25 protein-coding genes are annotated in these 21,170 nt (G+C 65.4%); 24 read left to right on the plus strand and 1 reads right to left on the minus strand.

Going from position 1 to position 21,170, the window contains the following annotated elements:
* Positions 1-282: 282 nt before the first annotated feature.
* The 21 genes from BXE_RS15910 (at position 283) to BXE_RS16010 (ending at position 19,543) form a co-directional block, all read left to right on the plus strand.
* Positions 283-1,095 carry a hypothetical protein gene (locus tag BXE_RS15910; RefSeq protein WP_003290192.1) on the plus strand — a complete coding sequence of 271 codons (813 nt, stop codon included), beginning with the start codon at positions 283-285 and terminating at the stop codon, positions 1,093-1,095.
* A gap of 143 nt (positions 1,096-1,238) precedes the next feature.
* On the plus strand, positions 1,239-1,592 hold the full coding sequence (locus BXE_RS15915; RefSeq protein ID WP_003290193.1) for a DUF3085 domain-containing protein: 354 nt from the start codon (positions 1,239-1,241) through the stop codon (positions 1,590-1,592).
* Positions 1,593-2,039: 447 nt separating this feature from the next.
* Entirely contained in the window at positions 2,040-3,407 is a 1,368-nt protein-coding gene (ltrA, locus tag BXE_RS15920) for a group II intron reverse transcriptase/maturase (RefSeq protein ID WP_011489291.1), read from the plus strand.
* A gap of 184 nt (positions 3,408-3,591) precedes the next feature.
* Positions 3,592-4,434, plus strand: a complete 843-nt coding sequence (locus BXE_RS15925; protein ID WP_011489292.1) for a phosphoadenosine phosphosulfate reductase family protein — start codon at positions 3,592-3,594, stop codon at positions 4,432-4,434.
* On the plus strand, positions 4,434-4,949 hold the full coding sequence (locus BXE_RS15930) for an XF1762 family protein (protein ID WP_020207009.1): 516 nt from the start codon (positions 4,434-4,436) through the stop codon (positions 4,947-4,949). The genes BXE_RS15925 and BXE_RS15930 overlap by 1 nt, the downstream gene beginning before the upstream one ends.
* A gap of 262 nt (positions 4,950-5,211) precedes the next feature.
* Positions 5,212-6,129 carry a DUF3577 domain-containing protein gene (locus BXE_RS15935; protein ID WP_003290197.1) on the plus strand — a complete coding sequence of 306 codons (918 nt, stop codon included), beginning with the start codon at positions 5,212-5,214 and terminating at the stop codon, positions 6,127-6,129.
* A 57-nt stretch (positions 6,130-6,186) separates the two neighbouring features.
* A complete protein-coding gene (locus BXE_RS15940; protein WP_003290199.1) occupies positions 6,187-6,876 on the plus strand; it encodes a DUF3275 family protein in 690 nt (229 codons plus the stop codon).
* Positions 6,877-6,971: 95 nt separating this feature from the next.
* A complete protein-coding gene (locus BXE_RS15945) occupies positions 6,972-7,304 on the plus strand; it encodes a hypothetical protein (protein ID WP_003460300.1) in 333 nt (110 codons plus the stop codon).
* A gap of 96 nt (positions 7,305-7,400) precedes the next feature.
* Positions 7,401-7,808 (plus strand): hypothetical protein, encoded by a 408-nt coding sequence (locus BXE_RS15950; protein ID WP_003460301.1) that lies wholly within the window; start codon positions 7,401-7,403, stop codon positions 7,806-7,808.
* Positions 7,809-7,824: 16 nt separating this feature from the next.
* Positions 7,825-8,085, plus strand: a complete 261-nt coding sequence (locus BXE_RS15955; RefSeq protein WP_011489294.1) for a hypothetical protein — start codon at positions 7,825-7,827, stop codon at positions 8,083-8,085.
* Positions 8,086-8,161: 76 nt separating this feature from the next.
* Positions 8,162-8,812 carry a hypothetical protein gene (locus tag BXE_RS15960; RefSeq protein ID WP_011489295.1) on the plus strand — a complete coding sequence of 217 codons (651 nt, stop codon included), beginning with the start codon at positions 8,162-8,164 and terminating at the stop codon, positions 8,810-8,812.
* A gap of 40 nt (positions 8,813-8,852) precedes the next feature.
* The gene (locus tag BXE_RS15965) at positions 8,853-9,986 is read left to right on the plus strand and encodes a DUF6094 domain-containing protein (RefSeq protein WP_267886376.1); all 1,134 of its coding nucleotides are present in this window, start codon (positions 8,853-8,855) and stop codon (positions 9,984-9,986) included.
* A 99-nt stretch (positions 9,987-10,085) separates the two neighbouring features.
* Positions 10,086-12,365 (plus strand): helicase-related protein, encoded by a 2,280-nt coding sequence (locus BXE_RS15970; protein ID WP_038457552.1) that lies wholly within the window; start codon positions 10,086-10,088, stop codon positions 12,363-12,365.
* A 113-nt stretch (positions 12,366-12,478) separates the two neighbouring features.
* Positions 12,479-13,348, plus strand: coding sequence for a hypothetical protein (locus BXE_RS15975; protein ID WP_011489298.1), 870 nt, complete (start codon positions 12,479-12,481; stop codon positions 13,346-13,348).
* 160 nt (positions 13,349-13,508) lie between these two features.
* The gene (locus BXE_RS15980; RefSeq protein WP_011489299.1) at positions 13,509-14,108 is read left to right on the plus strand and encodes a PilL N-terminal domain-containing protein; all 600 of its coding nucleotides are present in this window, start codon (positions 13,509-13,511) and stop codon (positions 14,106-14,108) included.
* Entirely contained in the window at positions 14,105-14,755 is a 651-nt protein-coding gene (locus BXE_RS15985) for a hypothetical protein (RefSeq protein WP_011489300.1), read from the plus strand. Before BXE_RS15980 ends, BXE_RS15985 begins: the two co-directional genes overlap by 4 nt.
* 14 nt (positions 14,756-14,769) lie before the next feature.
* Positions 14,770-15,489: a TIGR03759 family integrating conjugative element protein gene (locus tag BXE_RS15990; protein WP_003290214.1), complete on the plus strand. Its 720-nt coding sequence runs from the start codon at positions 14,770-14,772 to the stop codon at positions 15,487-15,489.
* Entirely contained in the window at positions 15,471-16,061 is a 591-nt protein-coding gene (locus tag BXE_RS15995) for a transglycosylase SLT domain-containing protein (protein ID WP_011489301.1), read from the plus strand. The genes BXE_RS15990 and BXE_RS15995 overlap by 19 nt, the downstream gene beginning before the upstream one ends.
* Positions 16,058-16,606 carry an integrating conjugative element protein gene (locus tag BXE_RS16000; protein ID WP_003460312.1) on the plus strand — a complete coding sequence of 183 codons (549 nt, stop codon included), beginning with the start codon at positions 16,058-16,060 and terminating at the stop codon, positions 16,604-16,606. Before BXE_RS15995 ends, BXE_RS16000 begins: the two co-directional genes overlap by 4 nt.
* Before the next feature lie 4 nt (positions 16,607-16,610).
* Positions 16,611-18,797 (plus strand): type IV conjugative transfer system coupling protein TraD, encoded by a 2,187-nt coding sequence (traD, locus tag BXE_RS16005; protein ID WP_003290220.1) that lies wholly within the window; start codon positions 16,611-16,613, stop codon positions 18,795-18,797.
* The gene (locus BXE_RS16010) at positions 18,794-19,543 is read left to right on the plus strand and encodes a TIGR03747 family integrating conjugative element membrane protein (protein ID WP_003290222.1); all 750 of its coding nucleotides are present in this window, start codon (positions 18,794-18,796) and stop codon (positions 19,541-19,543) included. Before traD ends, BXE_RS16010 begins: the two co-directional genes overlap by 4 nt.
* A 36-nt stretch (positions 19,544-19,579) precedes the next feature.
* Here the strand turns inward: BXE_RS16010 and BXE_RS16015 are convergent, their stop codons facing one another.
* Positions 19,580-19,933, minus strand: a complete 354-nt coding sequence (locus BXE_RS16015) for a hypothetical protein (protein WP_231401751.1) — start codon at positions 19,931-19,933, stop codon at positions 19,580-19,582.
* Between the two features lie 236 nt (positions 19,934-20,169).
* Between BXE_RS16015 and BXE_RS16020 the strand changes: the two genes are divergently transcribed.
* The 3 genes from BXE_RS16020 to BXE_RS16030 are packed head-to-tail and all read left to right on the plus strand — an operon-like array spanning position 20,170 to position 21,159.
* A complete protein-coding gene (locus BXE_RS16020; protein WP_011489303.1) occupies positions 20,170-20,553 on the plus strand; it encodes an RAQPRD family integrative conjugative element protein in 384 nt (127 codons plus the stop codon).
* The gene (locus tag BXE_RS16025) at positions 20,550-20,783 is read left to right on the plus strand and encodes a TIGR03758 family integrating conjugative element protein (RefSeq protein WP_003050225.1); all 234 of its coding nucleotides are present in this window, start codon (positions 20,550-20,552) and stop codon (positions 20,781-20,783) included. Before BXE_RS16020 ends, BXE_RS16025 begins: the two co-directional genes overlap by 4 nt.
* Positions 20,784-20,799: 16 nt before the next feature.
* The gene (locus tag BXE_RS16030) at positions 20,800-21,159 is read left to right on the plus strand and encodes a TIGR03745 family integrating conjugative element membrane protein (RefSeq protein WP_003290228.1); all 360 of its coding nucleotides are present in this window, start codon (positions 20,800-20,802) and stop codon (positions 21,157-21,159) included.
* Positions 21,160-21,170 lie beyond the last annotated feature (11 nt).

Here is a 21,170-nt window from a genome sequence, read left to right on the forward strand (position 1 = left end):
TCCAGCCCCTTTCGAGGGGCTTTTTCTTGCCCGCAGCGCAGGAAACCGGGTGCGGCGCGGTGCCGTTTCATGCGGGTGAGCCGCCCATTCCGAGGCCATCCTTGCCCCATGTTCGTCGGCGTTGCCGACACATGCCCAGACAGCCGAGACCTTCAAGGCTGCAAGTGCGGGAAACCGTGCTGGTCTTTTTTCTTATCGGACGTTCCGCGTCCATCCACGCCACCCACAAGGGATCTCTCCCTTGCGGGCGGGAATCCCTTGTCCTTCCTCAAGGAGATTCCCATGGACCGTTCCCTCATCAAATCCATGATGCCTTCGCTTGTCGCAGGCCATGTGCCCCGCAACGTGCGGTCGTTCAAGTACCGCGTGTTCGATGATCAGCCGCAGTCCTCGACGCTGGGCTTCGCCATCGATCCCCAGCCCTTCGACGGCAAGGTGGTCGCGGCGACTGACGATGCCATCGTCGTCAAGCTCAAGCCATCCGAGTTCGCCGTGCTCGATCCCAACCTTGTCACCTCTGTTCCCAGCGAAGGCGCCAAGGTGCGTGTCCAACCCTACGCACGGCGCCGTTTCGACGGCCTGCGCGCGGACACCCCGGAAGAGCGCACGGAGATGACGTCCGACGGCATTCCCTACACCGTCAAGACGCACATCCTTGGCTCCGCGCCCGCCAAGCTGCCCATCCCCAAGCCGCAGTGCATGGAACTGGGCCAGCTCATCGAACAACTGGAGGAAATGCCGGCGCCCGATGGCTTCCGGCGGATCACCCACATGCTGGTCGATGCAGGTGCACGGGATTTCACCTGGGTCGATCCCAAGCCATCCAAGATCATCGAGACGCCTCCGGCGATCAGCTTCACGACCTCGACCGCGAAGTTCAAGGGTCGCGTCACGGTGCTGTACGACCGCGGCGGCGACGCCTACGTGGTGGAACTTCACCGCGATGGCGAATTGGTCGATCGGTACGACGAGGTGTATTTCGACATGCTTGGCGCAGTGTTGGAGCGGCTCATCGACGATGGTCGCTGGCGCCTGATCGACGTGAGCGTGATCGACACCAAGGCTCCCCGGCAGCGCCAAGCGGTGCCGGCATGACGCCTCGAAACGAAGCCAGGCAACTCCACGACTGACCCGAGGTTCCCGCCACGGCGGTTCAGTCCATCCGGCCAAGTGCCGCACAGGCTCTCCATCCATTCGGTGGAGAGCCTTTTCTCTAATCCGTACAGGAGATTTCAACCATGTCACTGCGATTCAAGGGCGCCGACCTGCGCCCTGTGTTGACCGAAGCGATCGCCAACCAGTGCCGAGCCGTCCTCGTCAAGGACCAAGGCGTGTACATCCTCGCCGAGCGCGGGGAACGCCGCCCGGACGGACGCCAGAAGTTGCTGGCCTATGCAGTCGGCTGCGACCCGGATACCGATCCGTTCGATGACTGGTGGTTCCTCGCCCAACGCGAGCTGGGCGGCGACGACTTCGCCGAGTACTTCGACCCGAAGGACGGCGTATTCACCCGCATCTTGCACACAGCGGACGATCTGATGCTGTCGGCCACCGCCACCCACTTGTCGTTGGAGGTCGTGCCTCCCGTTTAAAGCAGCAGCACGTCCTGCTCAGCCCCCGGTTCCCCGGGGGCTTTTTTCCGTGCGCCCAGCATGGGCGCACTCTTGGAGGTGCAAGTCCTCCCGTGAGTTGATCACAGCGAACGAAGCGAAGCGCAACTGCATGAGGGTGACCGAGTGTGGGAAGGAAGCGTGGAGCGCAACTGCGAGCCGATGGACAAGAACCGGATAGAAGGCGGTGCCGAGCAGGGCGAGCGGGCAGAAAACCGCGAAGCTCTCGTGATCAAGGCGAGGTGTCGTAAATCCGGCGGTTGTGCAGTGAAGGAGTGCGTTCTTACCTGGGGAGATCTCGCCTTGTGCCTGAAAGGGCGACGTCGAGAGGCGGAGCGAGAAGTCAGCCGAGGTCGTAGTAGTCAGGGGCTGGGCCGGTGAGGCTGAAACCGCTGGCGAAGGACCGAACGAGAGGGAGTGTAGACCGACATGTCGATGCGGCAGGCCATGCGTCAGATGCCCGCGCAAGCGGGGCGGGCGGGAGTAGCGCGCGGTGAAGCCGCGCGTGTACCCGTCAGCGACGAAGCCTGCGGCCCGCGGCGTGAGCCGGAAAACACAGGGTCGGCGCTGCTGCAGGCAGCGCTGACGAGAGAGAACCTGCAACGGGCGCTCAAACGGGTACGTGCCAATAAAGGCGCAGCGGGCGTCGACGGTCTGGACATCGACCAAACGGCACGCCATCTCGCGACGGCCTGGCCCGGTATCCGTGAGCACCTGTTGCGGGGGACGTACCGGCCGAGTCCGGTACGACGGGTAGCGATCCCTAAGCCGGACGGCGGCGAGCGCGAGCTTGGCATCCCGACGGTGACGGATCGGCTGATCCAGCAGGCGCTGCTACAGGTACTGCAACCGATACTTGATCCGAGCTTCAGCGAGCACAGCCACGGCTTCCGGCCGGGGCGGCGTGCGCAGGACGCGGTGCTTGCCGCGCAGGCGTACGTGCAGTCCGGCCGGCGCGTGGTGGTGGATGTGGACCTGGAGAAGTTCTTCGACCGGGTCAACCACGACATCCTGATCGACCGCCTACAGAAACGCATCGATGACGCCGGGGTGATCCGGCTGGTGCGTGCGTATCTGAACAGCGGGATCATGAGGGATGGCGTGGTGCAGGAGCGCGGGCAGGGGACGCCGCAAGGCGGACCGCTGTCGCCGCTGCTGGCCAATGTCTTGCTCGATGAGGTGGACAAGGCCTTGGAGCGGCGAGGCCACTGCTTCGTGCGCTATGCCGACGACTGCAACGTGTATGTGCGCAGTCGCCGGGCGGGAGCGCGGGTGATGGCTTTGCTGCGGCGTCTGTACGGCAAGTTGTGCCTGAAGGTCAATGAAGCCAAGAGCGCGGTAGCCAGTGTGTTCGGCCGCAAGTTCCTGGGCTACAGCCTGTGGGTGGCCCGGGGAGGAACGGTCAAGCGCAAGGTGGCGGCCAAGCCGCTGGCGACGTTCAAGCAGCGGGTGCGGCAACTGACCCGGCGCCTGGGCGGGCGCAGCATGCAGGACGTGGTGCAAAGGCTGCGACCTTATCTGCTGGGTTGGAAAGCGTACTTCGGACTGGCGCAAACACCGAGGATCTGGCGCGAGCTGGACGAGGGGTTGCGTCATCGGCTGCGTGCGATCCAGCTCAAGCAGTGGAAACGAGGGCCGACCATGTTCCGGGAGTTGCGCGCGTTGGGCGCAAGCCCCGCCGTGGCGCAGCGGGTGGCGGCCAATAGCCGCTGCTGGTGGCGCAACAGCGACAAACTGCTCAACAGCGTGTTGACGGTGGCATGGTTCGACCGCCTGGGTCTACCCCGTCTGTCCTGACCTCAACCTCTCGAACCGCCCGGTGCGGACCCGCATGCCGGGTGGTGTGGCAGGGGCGCAGTCTACGATGACTGTCCCCTATGCCGATTCCGCACAGCGGCTATGTCCCCGCGTGCGCGCTCGTCTCCGGCCGCCAAGGCCTGCCTCGCCGGCCAGCCCGCCGGCATGCCACTGGAGACGACGCATGCACGACCCGTTCAAGATCACCCAGCCCACCTGCATCAGCTTCAGCGGCGGGCGCACGAGCGCCTACATGCTCTGGCGCGTGCTGCAGACCAATGGCGGCCTGCCTGCCGATACCGAGGTCTGCTTCGCCAACACGGGCAAGGAAGTCGAAGCGACCTTGCGCTTTGTGCGCGATTGCGCCGAGCACTGGCAGGTGCCGATCCGCTGGCTCGAATACGTGCCCATGGAACCGGGCTTCGCTCTGATCGACTTCGATCGGGCCAGCCGCCAGGGTGAGCCGTTCGAGGCGCTGATCCGCAAACGCCAGTACCTGCCCAATCCCGTTGCGCGGGGCTGCACGACCAGCCTGAAGATTCGCCCGATGCACCGCTTCCTGCGGCATCAGGGATGGACGGACTGGGACCAGATGATCGGCATCCGCGCCGACGAGCAGCGACGCGTCTCCAAGATTCGTGCGCGCGGCCACTCCACCGAATCGACCCACGAGACCATGTGCATGCCGCTGGCGGATGCCGGCGTCACCGTGCGCGACGTGAGCGCGTTCTGGCAGGCGCAGCCGTTCGACCTCGACCTGCTGACGGTGAACGGACGCACGCTCGAAGGCAACTGCGACCTGTGTTTCCTCAAGCCGCGTGGGCAGCGCCTGGCCCTTATCAAGGCCCGGCCCGAGGCCGCCGTGTGGTGGATTCGCATGGAATCCCTGAACCTCGCGAGCAAGCCCAGCGGCGCCCGGTTCCGCGCCGATGGCCCCAGCTATGCCGATCTGGCGCGCTTCGCTGCCGACCAGGGCGATCTGTTCGATGGCGCCGAGGAAGCCATTGCCTGCTTCTGCGGCGACTGATGCGCATGGACAGGCCATTGATCGCGCCACGGCTGCAACTCCTGCCCGTGTCGCTACGGGTCGCTAATGGCTTTGTACAGGACCACCACCGCCACCACCGCCCGGTCCAAGGGGCGAAGTTCGCCCTGGCCGTTGCCCCGCGCGGCAGCGATTGCATCTGCGGTGTGGCCATCGTCGGTCGCCCGGTCGCGCGGCACTTGGACGACGGCTGGACCCTCGAAGTAACGAGGCTATGTACCGACGGTGCGCCGAACGCCTGCAGCAAGCTCTATGGCGCCGCTTGGAAGGCGGCCAAGGCCCTCGGCTACACGCGGCTGATCACCTATACCTTGCCCGAGGAAGGTGGTGCCAGCCTGCGCGCCGCCGGCTGGCGGCTGGTCGGCACGCGCGGCGGCGGCGCTTGGAGCCGTCCCAGCCGTCCCCGCGCCGACACCCCCGACCACCTGCGCGGCCCCAAGTGCCTGTGGCAGGCATCGGGCGGCGTGGACAAAGGGAAACGTCTGGGTGCCGATTGATTGCTGTCGCGCGCGCGGAGCCCGGCCATGCTGCCCCCATGCCTGCTGACGTTGTCAGCGACATGCCAGGCAACCATCGGTCATCGAGGTTGCGGCGCAGTTCCCACTGCGTGACCGAGCCAGCTCGCACCGCATCCGTCCGCGAGCGGCCACCAGTCTCTGGTGGCGGATGCTTTCGCCTTATCAACCCACCGCGGGGTTACGCACCTTCCCCGCATGCGTGGGCCTGGTGTGTCTCCGCTTCTTCCAATGGAGATTCACCATGAACACCACTTCCAACGAGAAATCATACTTCGACCTTCACACCTCGGGCATCGGCTACATCCAACGTGCCCGCGAAGTGCCTGTCCGGGGCGGCCGCCGTGCGCAGCCCTTCCTGGCATGCACCATCGCCGCACTGGTCGGTTCCGCCAAGGATCCCAGTTACCGCTACTTCGACGTCAAGGTCTCGGGTGCCGAGGCCAAGAAACTGGTCCAGCGCTACATCGGCGTTGACGATCCCAAGCAGCGCCCGCTGGTGCGCTTCCGCCTCGGCGACCTGTGGGGCGATGCGTACATCCGCGACAAGGGTGAGCACAAGGGCCAGGCCGCCGCGTCCCTCAAGGCGCGACTGCTCAAGGCCGAGCCGCTCGACCGGGCCGAACTGGCTTCGATCAAGCAGCACGAGCTGATCACCCGCGGCATCGGCTACCTCAGCCGTCCGAAGGACGTCACCCGCAAGGATGGCGATCCGTTCCTGTCGTGCAGCGTCGCGGCGCTGGCCGGGCCTGTCGGTGAACCGGAATATCGGTACTTCGACACCATCGTCGCTACCCCTGAAGCCGAGCACCTGGTTCGCCGGTGCGTGCAGGCCATCGAAGGGGACCGCAAGGTGCTGATCGCCTTCCGTCTGAACGACATGAAGATCGATCCGTACATCCGCACCAAAGGCGAGCGCGCCGGGGAACCGGGAGCGAGCCTTGAATCGACGCTGGTCCACATCGGTCTCATCAAGATCGACGGCACCCAGGTCTATCCGACGAGCCAGGCGCAAGCCGAGGCGCCGCAGGCCGAGGACGCACCCGCGCCCGAAGCCGAGGTTGCCGCCGAAATCGCTGCCGACCAATCTGCCGAACCCGCCGAGCGCGAGCCGGAAGGTGAAGCCGAGGAGCAGGAGCCGGAACTGGCTGCTTCGTTCTGATCCGGCATGGCCCCTCACGGGGCCTTGCCTTTTTCCTATTTCCCAAGGAGAACCATCATGGCAGCCACATCGGCACCTACGAGATCAGTCCTGCCCATCGTCGTCCCGGGCCAGCTCACGTTGCGGACCATCCGCGGCAAGAACGGCCCGTTCACGGTCGGTCGTCTGACCACCCCCATCGGCGAGTTCGCCGTCAAGGACGCGGAGCTGGAGCAGTACCCCGAAGGCAAGTACGACGGGGAATTCGTCATTCGCTATATCTTCGCCAAGTCCTATCCGGTCGCGGGCGGCGCGCGGTTTGAAGTTCGCGCCAACCTCGACGGTATGACGCTCAACGGCATCGACAAACTGAGCCGTGACGAGGCCCGGAGCTTCGCCACCCAGGAGGTCGATCCCCTTGACGAAGAGCAAGGGACGCAGCCTGCGGCAACGCCGGCCAAACCTGCCAAAACATCCAGGCCCGCCAAGCCCGCACCCGTGCTGGCGTCTGCGGACCCGCTGGTCGATACCACGCCCTTCGGTGTGGATGCGCCGACACCCGCTGCGGCTGCTGCCCCCGGCAGCACCGAAGATGGCGACGCTGCACTGTTCGGCCTGCTGTGGCCGCTGGGAGAATCCGTAAAGCTGGATTCGACCATCGACCGCCGCACCCTGCGCGCGCAGATCGTTCGCCTGGGCGAACTTGGCTACGCGCTGGACTTCAAGACCCAGGAGTGGAGCCGCCAGGCCGAACTGCAACCTGCGTGATCGCAGACGCCGCATCCGCGGTGTTCTTCATCCACCCGCCGGGGTTCTTTCCCCATGCGGGGGAGACCCTGGCCTTTTCTTTGGAGGTCTCCATCATGTCCAACATCGCTTCAGATACCCACCGTTCCGCACTGGATGAAACCGCGTGGCGGGCTGTCTGCGAGACGGCTGCCAAGCAAGCCATCCATGGCTGCGGACAGTCTCACGACTGGTACGTGGAACGGTTCAGTTCAGAAGTTGACGCGCAAGTACATCGGTTACCCGAGCATCAGCAGGCATATGCCCTGCAGATAGCAGAGGAATACGGGGACTACGCAACACCCGCCGAAAGGCAGGAGACTCAGGACTGGAATGCCGAAAACGGCATTTGCATGCACGGCATCGATCGGGATTGCTGCCCGGCCGGTTGCGGTGATCTTGAGTACTGACACGCGACTTCATCGCTGCTAACGCGGCATTCCATCACCCGCTGGGGGTTCTCCCCCGCGGGGAGGCCTCCGGCTCCACTTTTCAGGAGGCCTTTCATGGGCTGGTATTTCTCCCCCCAATCGCGATCTGAACTGATCGCGGAACTGATCGCACCGCAAGAGACCGAGCGCGCCAGCGTCAAGGTCATCGCCCACGCGCTGCGTGGCAACGTCCTCTGGTCCGTCGCGGAAGTGACGGCCAAGGTCGAAGGCGTGCATCGTGATCTCGCACCGGGTCAATCCCTGCGCTACATCCGCTGCGATCTGCTTGAACGCGGCGGAAGCCAGTGGGGTTACAAGCCACTGGAAGAGTCCATGCACCCGTACTACTACTCGTGCCCGCTGTCTTATCTGGATCTCGCACCGGAGCAGTCCGCCGAATGGCGTGCAGGCGTTCGCGCCCACCACGCGCGGCGGCGCACACCGACGGCTTCCACGGCACCCGCCGCAGCGCTGTTGGTCTGAGCCAGGAGGAACCGACATGGACCCGATCCTGGCTGCGCTCCCGCCCGCGTTGTTGAAGCTCGTCGAAGGGAGTCTGTCCAACGACGAAGTTTCTTCCGACGAGGAAATGCTGGCGTACTTCATCAGCGACGGCCTCACCGAGGATCAGGCGCGGCGGGCACTGACCTACCGCGACCAGTACCTCAACAACATCTACCTGGACGGCTTCACGCCGATTACCGCGGTGGACAAGGCACTTCACTTCAACCCGCACACCCGGCAGTTCGAGCCGGACTGAGCGGTTTTCTTCCACCCCTTGGGGCAGTACTTGCCCCAGCGGGCGGTGCTGTTCCCGTTCATCCGAGGACACCACCATGCCCGCAGACACTTCTTCCACCACGCTTTACCGCATCGACGAATGCCCCGACGTGATGGCCGACGCTTGCGTCGGCGATGACCAAGGCAACCTCGTCTTCCTCTCGATCTGGGCGCGGGACACCGCCGTCCAGCAGTTCCTCGCTCGCCTGACCCTCGGGCGCGACGAGCAGGGACTGGACCAGTTCCACGTCATCACCGACCAGGGCGGCAGCGTCCCGGTGTTCATCGGCAACGTCGATCGTCTGGAAAAGCGCATGACTCGCGCCTACCGACGAACGCTGTTCGGATCGCTCTCCAACGTGTGGCTGTTCGATCGCCGCTGCGTGAAGCCCGACAAGGCCAACGCCAGCGCGCTCGCACTGCTGCCACGCGGCAACGCCCACCGGCTTGACCGCATGTGGACGCTGGTGCGGGACACCTGCCCGTTGCCGCTGCTCGATCACTGGCGCGAGACCGTGCTGGAACTGCTGCAAACCCGCGAGATGCTGGCCCGCCTTCCGTTCGCCCTCGGGCCACTGGAAGGTCATCGGCTCGCCATCGACGTGCCGGCGCTGACCCTGGCGCTGGGCACCTTGATCCGCAGTGACGTACTCACCGCCTATCCCTATCCGGCCAAGATTTGGACGCCGGAAGCGGTAGCGGCTTGACCCACCCGCGGAAGCACGCCTCTGCGTGCTTCCGCCTTTCATCCCCGCCAACCAGGAGACTTCCATGGCCCTCATGTTCCCGCGGCTCGCCCGCAATTTCGTGAAAAACGGATACTTCCCCACGGATGAACCCACGCTCGAAAGAGCCCTCAACGCACTGATGCCCAGCGACGGGTCGATGTGCATCCTCGATCCCTGCGCAGGCGAAGGCGTGGCGATCGCCGAAGCTGCTCATGCCCTCGGGCGCGAGCAGGTAAAGGCGTTCGCGGTCGAGTTCGACGCCGAGCGGGCACGCCATGCCCGCGGCCTGGTCGATCATTGCCTGCATGCGGACCTCATGGACGCGATGATCTCCAAGCAGTCGTTCGGGCTGCTCTGGCTCAACCCACCGTATGGCGACCTGTCCAAGGACGTCAACGGCAATATCGGTTATCAGGGACAGGGCCGTGCCCGCCTCGAAAAACTGTTCTATCAGCGCAGCCTGTCGCTGTTGCAGTACGGCGGCGTGCTGGTCTTCATCGTCCCCGGCTACGTGCTCGACGCGGAGCTGGTCGGCTGGCTGACGCGCCACTACACCGACCTGCGGATCTACCGAGCGGTGGAAACGCAGTTCAAGCAGGTGGTGATCTTCGGTCGCAGGGTGCGTCAGCGCGAGCAGGCACCCGATGGCGTCAAGGCCGTGCGCAATCTGCTGCTGCAGGTTGGGCTTGGCGAAGTCGAAGCCGAGGAACTGCCGAGCGATTGGCCGTTCCTGCCGTACATCGTCCCCGCCAGTCCGGCCGAGCCGGAGCATTTCTTCCGCGTGACGATGGAGCCGGAGCAGTTCGCCGATGAGGTTGGTCGGCTGCAAGGCCTCTGGCCGTCGCTGGACACGCACCTGGGGGCCGCGCAGCAATCGCTGCGTCCACCGGCGCGTGCCTTGTCCCACTGGCATCTCGCCCTGGCTCTGGCCGCGGGCGCGATCTCGGGGGTTGTGCGCTCCAAGACCGGGCGCGTGCTCGTCGTCAAAGGTGACACCCACAAGGACAAGACGCTCCAGCGGGAATTCACCGAACGCGAAGACGGCTCCATCGCCGAGACCCGCATCCTCACCGACAAGTTCGTGCCTGTCATCCGCGCGTGGGACATGACGCCTAGCTCCGCTACGCGGGGCGAGGTGTTGACCATCCGCTGATCGCTTTTCACCGACGGTTCGCCGTCTTTTTTCCCACCACGGGGCATGCCATCGCCCCGTCGGGGGTGGTGCATGCCCCATTTTCTTTGGAGCATCACCATGTCCCTCGATCTCGAAACCACCACCGCCGAAGCCACGTCCGTACAGGGCGAACTGCTCGACGCGGAATCTTCCCCACTGACCCTGAGCCTTCAGGATTTCGTCGGTGAGTTCGGCGACGAACTGCTCGACGCCCTCAACAGCGCCAACCCGCCGGTCTATTCCGGCGAGCCGCAGGCGCACCGGCAACTCATCGTCGCCAGCCTCAAGCGCAAGCTGTTCCAGGCCCAGGCCGAAGTCGTCCATGCCGCCGCCGAGCTGCTGATCGACCGTGGCGAGCGCGCCGCGATCGTCAATGGCGAAATGGGCTGCGGCAAGACGACCGTCGGCATCGCCACGGCCGCCGTCCTCAACGCCGAAGGCTACCGCCGAACCTTAGTTCTTTCGCCACCTCATTTGGTTTACAAGTGGCGGCGCGAGATCCAAGAGACGGTGGCAGGCGCCAAGGTCTGGGTGCTCAACGGCCCGGACACGCTGGTCAAGCTCATCAAGCTGCGCGAGCAGATGGGTGTGCAGCCCACGGGCCAGGAGTTCTTTGTCCTGGGGCGCGTCAGGATGCGGATGGGATTCCACTGGAAGCCTGTCTTCACCACGCGGCGCACTCGCCATGGCGACGTGGCAGCGTGCCCTGACTGCGGTACGGTCATCACCGACCTCGACGGCGAGCCGGTCAACCCGGTGGCGCTCCAAGCCGAGGAATACCGCAGGAAGTGCAGCCATTGCGCCGCGCCCCTGTGGACGCTGATCCGCCCGCGCAGCCTGTCCGGCAGCGACCAGTCCTCGGCAGTGCTGAAAGCCCTCAAGCGCATCCCGACCATCGGGGAAGTCACCGCGCAGAAGCTGATGCAGAAGTTCGGCGACGGGTTCCTGGCGTCGATGCTGGGCGACAACATCCACGAGTTCATCAACCTCATGGATGGCAACGGCGAGCTGGTTTTTTCCGATCGTCAGGCCACGCGCATGGAACGTGCGATGGCCAACATGGAGTTTGGATTCGGTGAGGGTGGCTACCAGCCGTCCGAGTTCATCAAGCGCTACCTGCCACAAGGCACGTTCGACCTGCTCATCGCCGACGAGGCGCACGAGTACAAGAACGGCGGTAGCGCCCAAGGCCAGGCCATGGGCGTGCTGGCGGCGAAGGCTCGCAAGACCTTGCTGCTGACCGGCACGCTGATGGGCGGATACGGGGACGATCTTTTCTATCTGCTGTTCCGCGCCTTGCCTGGGCGGATGATCGAAGACGGCTACCGCCCGACCACGAGCGGGAGCATGACCTCGGCCGCGATGGCGTTCATGAGGGACCACGGGGTCCTCAAGGACATTTACTCCGAAAGCGCCGGCACGGCGCACAAGACGGCCAGGGGCACCAAGGTATCGGTGCGCACGGTCAAGGCTCCCGGCTTCGGGCCGAAAGGGGTCTTGCGGTGCATCCTGCCGTTCACGATTTTCCTCAAGCTCAAGGACATCGGTGGCAACGTCCTGCCGCCGTATGACGAACAGTTTCGTGAAGTCCAGATGGACGTGGCGCAAGCCGCGGCCTACCGTGACCTGGCGGGTCGGCTGACCGCGGAGCTGAAACAGGCTCTGGCGCGACGCGACACGACGCTGCTGGGTGTGGTGCTCAACGTGCTGCTGGCCTGGCCGGACTGCTGCTTCAGGTCGGAGACCGTGGTGCATCCGCGCACGCGCAACACCTTGGCGTTCGTCCCGGCTCAGTTCAACGAGTTCGAGGTGACGCCGAAAGAGCGCGAGCTGATCGACATCTGCAAGGAAGAGAAGGCGCAGGGCCGGAAGGTCTTGGCCTACACGGTCTATACCGGCACACGCGACACCACGTCGCGTCTGAAGATGCTGCTGGAGCAGGAAGGCTTCAAGGTCGCGGTGCTACGCGCGAGCGTGGACGCCAGCCGCCGCGAGGACTGGATCGCCGAGCAGTTGGACCGTGGCATCGACGTGCTCATCACCAACCCCGAGCTTGTGAAAACGGGACTGGACCTGTTGGAGTTTCCGACGATCGTGTTCATGCAGTCGGGCTACAACGTGTATTCGCTCCAGCAGGCGGCACGCCGCTCATGGCGCATCGGGCAGAAACTGCACGTGCGCGTGATCTACCTCGGCTACGCCGGTTCCTCGCAGATGACCTGCCTTGAACTGATGGCCAAGAAGATCATGGTCTCGCAGTCCACCTCGGGCGACGTGCCCGAATCCGGGCTGGATGTGCTCAACCAAGACGGTGATTCCGTCGAGGTCGCACTGGCCCGGCAACTAGTCGCCGCCTGATCCCCACGCCAACGCCGGCCTAGCGCCGCCGGTTTCTTGTTATTCCCAACTTGCAGCCACGCCCACGGTCTCCGTGGACGTGGCTGCGCTTTTCCTATCCCAAGGAGAGTTTCATGAACACCCATATCCAAGCCACGCCCGAAACCGTCAATGCTCGCCTGACGCTAGACGTGACCTATCTGCTCAACGGCGAGGCCGCGCCTGAAGTGCTGGCTCGGCTGGAACGCATGTGCGAACGCGCCATCGGCGAGGGTTTGCTGACCGACGAGACCGCCGTGGAAGTGGACGCCTGGTCGATCGATGTATCCGAGGTGCCTTCGGCTGCCGACCGCGAAACCCTGGAAGCCGAGATCGCCGCTTTCATGCAACAGCGCATCGAGGACGGCAACCTCGGTGCCGAGGACATTCCCATGCGCCTGGCACGCTATGGCCTGATGGCCCCCGAGGCATTCACCGACGAGATGCGCGAGCGCATGGGCATGGACGACGACGCCCTCACGGGCCGAGCCGTCATCCCCTCGACCGAACCTGCCGACGGCGGTGAGATCGAGATGCAAGTCGCGGTCGCCTGCATCGGTGCCTCCGGCAGCCCCGACGTGCCGGTCTTCAAGGTCAGGATCACCCAGGAGGAATACGACCTGGGTATCCACTACGACAAGGCCAAGGACTTCGCCAAAGAAGCCCACTACGAGGGGCCGTTCGTCTGCTTCGACGCTGCCGAATATGGCCCCATCCTGTCGGCCGCCCGCGAACTGGGTCTTGTTCCGCAGGTTGTCGTGGTCGATATGACCGACGGCCAGATCCACTCCATCCGCTGCGACAGCGGCGAGATCAAGGTCATCTGCTACGACACCAGCGACACCGAAGAGTATTCGGTGGCGGTTGCGAACCGGCCGCTCGGCGAGAACGGCCAGTTCGTGCGCTGCTGGTCGCACACCCAACTGGCACAGGTCGATCCCGGTCTGAAGCTGGCTCGGGATTGATTCAGCGCGCTCGATGTGCGTTTTCACTGGCCCCTTCGGGGGCCTTTTTCTTTGGAGGGAGGCTGTCGGTAAATCGGGCGCTGCCTGGTTCGCATTGTTTGCTGCCGCTCGTGGCCCGAGAGGCGATGGTGAGGGCTCGATGTTTCAGGACGCCGAGCTTATGTGCCCCTCTCCACCTTGGTTTCACCATCCCGAACGCCGCCTGCTGGCGGGAGTCCTCGGCCTGCTCTGGTCGGTGCTGGCTGCTGGCTGCGCGACGACGACTGCGCCGCCCCCGCCCGATGCCTTCGAGGAAGTCTTGGCCGCGCCGGAATCCGAGGCGCCCGAGTACATCCCCGTCGTGCGCTACGGTCGCTACACGCTGGTCGAGCTGGCACCCACGGCGGCGCAGCGGGACCTGCTGTTGCAGACCATCGACGTGTCCATGCCCGAAGATGCCCGTGCCACCGTCGGCGATGGGCTGCGGCATGTGCTCAAGCGCAGCGGTTACAGCCTATGCCAGACGGCGCACGCGGTGATCGAGCTGTACGCGCTGCCGCTGCCGGCGGCGCACTTGCACCTCGGCCCCATGACCTTGCGCGATGCGCTGCTCACACTGGCTGGCCCCGCCTGGGAACTGCACGTGGATGATCGCGCACGGCAGATTTGCTTCGAACGGCCTGCCGACAGCGCGGCCATCGAACCCGCATCCGAGTCACCCGCCGCCGAGGCGGTGCAGACGTTCCCGCTGGAGCCTTCTGTTTCGGGAGGCCAGCCATGACCGCCCCGCAGTCTGCCCGGCGCCCGGCCGCTGCGGTGGTGGTGCAGAGCCTTATGTGGCTCTGGCTGATCGGCCTCAGCATCTTCGTAGCCTTGGGCTACCAGACCATGAACGACCAGGCCGACCAGGAACAGCTCGCTTCCCGCCTGCAACGCCTGGAAGCGCAGGCGGCGGGCCTGGCCGAGACCATCGAGGCCATCCAGCAGCGTCCGGCCGTCGCAACGGCGGCAGACCTCAAAGACACCCGACAAATCCTGGAAGCACGCGCTGCCCAGGTTGAGAAAACGCTCAGCAGCTATGCCGCTGCCGACGACCTTCAGGCGCTGCGCGTGGAAGTTGAGCAGATCAAGGCGCGCCAGACCGCTGCGCCCGCTCCGCGCGCCGCAGCACCCGCACGACCGCGCGCATCGGGCAAGGCCGCCGCCAAGCCCGAACCGCCGCCGATGCCGTTCCGCGTCGTCGGCGCCGAATTGCGCGCTGGCCAGCGCAGCGTATCCGTCGCGCCGAGCAGCGCGGACTTCACGCCCGACCAGCTTCAGGTGCTGCTGCCAGGTGATGCGCTCGGCCCGTGGCGCTTGCAGGCGGTCGAGGGAAACACCGCCGTGTTCCAGTCCGGCGACCAGACCCGTCGCGTGGCGATTCCCTGACCGGAGCACACCGCATGAAGCCGTCGATCGTCCTTTCCGCGTTCCTGTTGGCATCCACCCAGTTGCCCGCCTGGGCGCAGCAGCCGTCCGCCGCCCCGGCCCGCAATGCGCAGAGCCAGGAGCGTCCGCTGGTCGCCCGAACCCCGAACGACCAGGTAGCAAGTGAGTGGGGCCTGCAACCGCAGGAATGGGCGCGCTATCGTGAGCTGATGGACGGGCCATTGGGCATCTACTCGCCCAACCTGGACCCGCTGTCCGCGCTGGGCATCGAGGCCCGCACCGATGAAGAACGGCGGCGCTACGCAGAACTGCAGGTGCAGGTCGAAGCACGCCGCGTCGAGAAATTGCTCGCCTACCAGCGCGCCTACGACGATGCCTGGCAGCGCCTGAACCCCGGCATGCAACGGGTGAACCTGCCTGACGACAAGCCCGGCGCAGTGCGCAGCAGCGGCCGTATGGCGGTGTTCGTCAAGGACGGCTGCGTGGCCTGCGGGCAACTCGTGCAGCGCCTGCAATCCTCGGGTACTGAGTTCGACCTGTACATGGTCGGCAGCCGCCAGGACGACGCGCGCATCCGCGACTGGGCCAAGCGCGCGCAGATCGACCCGGCACGGGTGCGCAGCGGCAGCATCACGCTCAACCATGACGGCGGCCGCTGGCTGTCGCTGGGCCTGCCCGGCGATCTCCCAGCGGTCGTGCGCGAGGTGAACGGCCAATGGCAGCGCCAACCCTGACGGCGCCGTTGCGCGCACTGGTGCTCGCTGCTGGCCTCTGCGTCTGCGCCGCCCGGGCCCAGGAAATTCCACCACCGGCCTACCAGCTTGCCGCCCAGCGCGCGGGCATTCCCTCGGCGGTGCTCTACGCCGTGGCCTTGCAGGAGAGCGGCATCCGGCGTAACGGACGCATCGTCCCGTGGCCTTGGTCCCTCAACGTCGCCGGCCAGTCGCGCCGCTACGCGACCCGCGCCGACGCCTGCGCCGGTTTGCAGCAGGCGATGCGCTCCACGCCGCACACGCGCATCGACGTGGGCCTGGGTCAGATCAACCTCGGCTACCAACAGCAGCGTTACGCCAGCGCGTGCGACTTGCTCGACCCGTACCGCAACCTCGCCATCGCTGCCGAGATTCTGAAGGAGCAGCACACCGCCGGTGAGGACTGGTTGCTGGCGATCGGCCGCTACCACCGTCCGGCGGGCGGTGAGCCCGCTGCCCGCTATCGCCGCAGCGTGTCCCGCCACCTCGCGCGCGTGCAGGGCACGCACCCAACCGCCGCGGTCCTCGCCGCGCGCCAGGAGACCTCCCCATGACGAAATCCCATCTGGCCCATCTCGCGGCGAAAGGCCTGCTCGTGCTGCTGGCTGGTCTGCCGCTGGCCTCGCGTGCCGGCGAGCCGCTGATCGTGGTCGAAGACCGTGGCGGCACGTCGGCGCTGCCGTACTACGAAGCCCTGAACCTTCAGCCGCGCGCCAACGCTCCGGCCCGGTCGCCCGTCCCGGCGCCTCAGATCCCTGCCACACCGGCGGACGAGGCCGCGATGCTGCCGGTGCGTAGCGCCAAGCTCACGTCCGGCACCGTCGCGCGGCGGGTGATCGAGGCGCCGGGCCTGCGTCCCTTTGTGGTCGTGGGCGACGACGAGGCTTCCCAGGCCTGGTTGCGCCGCCATGCAGCCTCATTGCGCGAGCGCGGCGCGGTCGGTCTGGTGGTCAACGTCGAGACCGTCCAGGGCCTGGAGCGGCTGCGCGCACTGGCACCCGGCGTCCCCCTCGCGCCCGTGTCCGGTGACGACTTGGCCGAGCGCTTGGGCCTGCGGCACTACCCGGCGCTGATCACGGCCACCGGCATCGAGCAATGAAGCCATGTCGGGGAAACAGCCGGTCGAGGTGCTGCTTCGCCCAGCGGTGGAGCTATATACCGTCGCGGCGTGTGCGGGCGCCGCGTTTCTGTCCCTGGTGGCCCCGTGGTCGCTCGCGCTGAGCCCCGCCATGGGTGTCGGCAGCGCGTTGGCGTTCGGGGCCTATGGCGCGATCCGCTACCGCGATGCCCGCGTCATCCTGCGCTACCGGCGCAACATCCGCCGCCTGCCGCGCTACGTGATGACCAGCAAGGACGTGCCGGTCAGCCAGCAACGTCTGTTTGTGGGGCGCGGCTTTTTGTGGGAGCAGAAACACACCCATAGGCTCATGCAGACATACCGGCCGGAGTTTCGGCGCTACGTCGAGCCGACGCCGGCCTACCGACTGACGCGGCGCCTGGAGGAACGGCTGGAGTTCGCGCGGTTCCCGCTTTCCCGGCTGCCGAAACTCACCGGCTGGGACGTGCCTTTCAACCCAGTGCGCCCGCTGCCGCCCGTGGGCGGACTGCCTCGGCTGCACGGCATCGAACCCGAGGAGGTGGACGTCAGCCTGCCGCTCGGCGAGCGCGTCGGGCACTCATTGGTCTTGGGGACAACCCGCGTGGGCAAGACGCGGCTGGCCGAACTGTTCGTGACCCAGGACATCCGGCGAAAGAACGCGGCGGGAGAGCACGAGGTCGTGATCGTCATCGACCCCAAAGGGGATGCCGATCTGCTGAAGCGGATGTACGTCGAGGCGCAACGCGCGGGCCGCGAGGGCGAGTTCTATGTCTTCCATTTGGGCTGGCCGGACATTTCCGCCCGCTACAACGCCGTGGGGCGCTTTGGACGTATCAGCGAGGTGGCGACCCGCATTGCAGGGCAACTCTCCGGTGAAGGCAACTCGGCGGCTTTCAGGGAATTTGCCTGGCGCTTCGTCAACATCATCGCCCGCGCCTTGGTGGAACTGGGGCAGCGTCCGGACTACATGCTGATCCAGCGGCATGTCATCAACATCGACGCGCTGTTCATCGAGTACGCCCAGCACTACTTCGCCAAGACGGAGCCGAAAGCCTGGGAGGTGATCGTCCAGATCGAGGCCAAGCTCAACGAGAAGAACATCCCGCGCAACATGATCGGGCGCGAGAAGCGCGTGGTGGCGCTGGAGCAGTACCTGTCCCAAGCCCGCAACTACGACCCTGTGCTGGACGGTTTGCGCTCTGCCGTGCGGTACGACAAGACGTATTTCGACAAGATCGTCGCCAGCCTCTTGCCTCTGCTGGAAAAACTCACGAGCGGCAAGATCGCGCAGCTCCTGGCCCCGAACTATTCCGACCTGGCCGACCCGCGCCCGATCTTCGATTGGATGCAGGTCATTAGGAAGCGGGCCATCGTCTATGTGGGCCTGGACGCGCTGTCCGATGCCGAGGTCGCCGCAGCGGTCGGCAACTCGATGTTCAGCGATCTCGTCTCGGTCGCAGGCCATATCTACAAGCACGGGATCGACGATGGCCTGCCGGGCGCTTCGGCCGGCGCGCGCGTGCCGATCAACGTCCATGCCGATGAGTTCAACGAGTTGATGGGTGACGAGTTCATTCCGCTGATCAACAAAGGTGGTGGCGCCGGGCTGCAAGTCACCGCGTACACGCAGACCCTCTCGGACATTGAGGCCCGCATTGGCAACCGCGCCAAGGCCGGTCAGGTCATCGGCAACTTCAACAACCTGTTCATGCTGCGCGTGCGCGAGACCGCGACCGCTGAACTGCTGACCCGGCAACTACCGAAGGTCGAGGTTTATACGACCACCATCGTCAGCGGCGCGACCGACAGCTCGGACATTCGCGGGGCGACGGATTTCACGTCCAACACTCAGGACCGCATCAGCATGTCCAGCGTGCCGATGATCGAGCCGTCGCACATCGTCGGCTTGCCCAAGGGCCAGTGTTTTGCATTGTTGCAGGGCGGCCAACTTTGGAAGGTTCGCATGCCGCTGCCGGCACCGGACCCCGATGAGGTCATGCCACAGGATCTGCAACAACTCGCGGGCTACATGCGCCAGAGCTACAGCGAGGCCACGCAGTGGTGGGAGTTCACCAGCTCCCCGGCGCTGCAGGACGGGGCCTTGCCCGACGACCTGCTGGATGATGCTGCTGCGGTCGAACCTGGCCTTGTGGCCACCGACGACAGCGCCGGCAACGAGGCCTCGCCATGAAGGATGCCGCCTCGACCGCGCAGCGGGAGCAGAACCAGCGCCAAGGCCTGATCGTCGGCACCATCACCTTGCCGTTCCGGCTGCTCGGGGTGCTGATCGGCTCACTGCTGTTCTCCATCGTCGTGGAATGCGTCGGCATGCACCTGTTCTGGAAGGACCAGGGCTGGCGTCACTCCCAGCAGATGTTGCAGTACGAGCTGGGGCACCTGTCCAACCACTTCACGCGCAGCGTCGTCGTGCGGGAGCCAGGGCGCACGGCGCATGAGCTGGTGGACACCGGCTACGAATGGGTATTCGTGCGCTCGGGACTGCTGGAACGCATGAGCCAGACCGCCGAGCGTGCCCGTGCGCCCAGCCACGGGCAGACGCGCAACTTCCGCTATTACATCAGCCAGGTCTATGTCTGGACCGAGAGCTACCTGATCGCCGCGGCCTTCACGACGCTGACCTTCCTTGTGCGCCTGCTGGTCCTTGTGCTCACGTTGCCGCTGATCTCCACTGCGGCGTTCGTCGGCCTGATCGACGGCTTGGTGCGCAGGGACGTGCGCCGGTTCGGCGCGGGCCGCGAATCGGGTTTCATCTACCACCGTGCGAAAGCCAGCCTGATGCCCATAGCCGTTCTGCCCTGGGTCACGTACCTGGCCTTGCCGATCTCGGTACACCCATTACTGATCCTCTTGCCGAGCGCCGCCTTGCTGGGACTGGCGGTGTCTCTGACTGCGGGGAGCTTCAAAAAGTACCTGTGAGTGCTCGCCACCGGCAGCGCAGGAAGTAGTCGATGCTCAGACCTTCAACCGTGCGTACACCTGTTCCCAGGCCTTTGCAGCACGAACCTGTGCCGCCTCCATTTCGGCCCTGATCAGTTCGGTCATCTCGGCGTGGCCGGCTTCGGCTTCCTCCCAGATGAAGTACCTGCGCATCTCGTGCGTCTCGCCGTCCACGAAGACCATCGTCTCGAACAAGAGGGGATCGCCGCCTAGCGCGTGGTTGTGGTCCAGGCCGAGAAAAACCGTGGAGATACGGACGTCATCTATCCATGTTTCCGCCACACGCCTGTCGCCTTCCGCCATCCACATAGACCACTCAACGAGACTGTCGCACGGCACGGAGCGACGGCCATCGAGCTTGTAGTGCATGAGGCGTGGAGGACGGGGAATAGCCATGCTGAAAGAGTACCCCAACTCCATTTCTCTCCCCAATCTTCGCCATCGGTCTGCCCGGAGTTCAGCACGGCGCCGATAGGCACTTTCCGGGCCTCGAATCCGTGTCGAAAGCCCATGAATCCGGTCATCTGCGGGTTCCTATTGTTTGCAGCCTAAAGCAGCGCTGATCTCCACGATCAAGCCATTGCTGATCACACAGGAATGGCGCGATGGTGGCTTTAACCTGGCTGCGCGCCGCGCATCGCGGCGTGCCCACTTTTCTCGTGATGGCCCTCCTGCTGGGCCAGTCCCCGATGGCGTTGGGCGAGTCCCCGGCGCAGCGCCAGGAGTTGGTCGCCGCGCTGCGCCAGCTCGACGCGCTGGAGCGCACCGTCGCCGACAGCGCCGCGCATGCCTCCATCCAGCCGGGCGAACGCTATCACTTCGATTACCCGCGGCTGCTGGCTGATCTAGCGCGTATGCGCGCTGGCATCCAGGCCCACCTTACCCCGTCGCGTGCCCAGCCGCGCGACACCTCCGAACTGGCCGGCGGCTACCGCACCGAGCGGGCCGTCGAGGGATCGCTGCCGACGACTGTGGAGAACAAGCCATGAACGGCGCCCAGGTCTCGGCATTTCAGGCCAACAGCGGCATCGCGCCTTCAGCGATGGCGACCGTCCTGGTCGGCGTCGTGTTCGCGGTCCTGCTCGTCTGGGGCGTCTGGGCCATCCGAACGGCCTACGTGGGGTGGTCCGAGAGCCGCCTCAACCAGCGCCAGTTCCTCGGCGTCTGCATCCGCTTCGTCGCGATGTACCTCGTCCTGAGTTTCTTCCTCCTCTCTTGACCTGAAAGGCATGACCATGCAAAACCGCATCCTCAATTCCCGTCTCGCCCAGCGCGCCGCCGTGGCCCTGGGCATCGCCGCGCTGCCCGCGCTGTCGTTCGCGCAGGGTTTGCCGCAGTTGGAGAACCCGACCCGTGGCACCGGCAACGGCATCATGGAGACGATCCGCAACTACGGCTACGACATCATCATGCTCGTGGCATTGCTGGTTGTGGCGTCGATGTTTATTGGCGTCTGCTACCACGCCTACGGGACCTACGCGGAAATCCACACTGGCCGCAAAACCTGGGGCCAATTCGGCCTCACGGTCGCCATCGGCGCAGTGCTGCTCGTGATCGGCATCTGGCTGCTCACCGAAGCCACCGGCATCCTGTAAGGCGAGGCTGG

The sequence above is a fragment of the Paraburkholderia xenovorans LB400 genome, assembly GCF_000013645.1.
GTDB lineage: Bacteria > Pseudomonadota > Gammaproteobacteria > Burkholderiales > Burkholderiaceae > Paraburkholderia > Paraburkholderia xenovorans.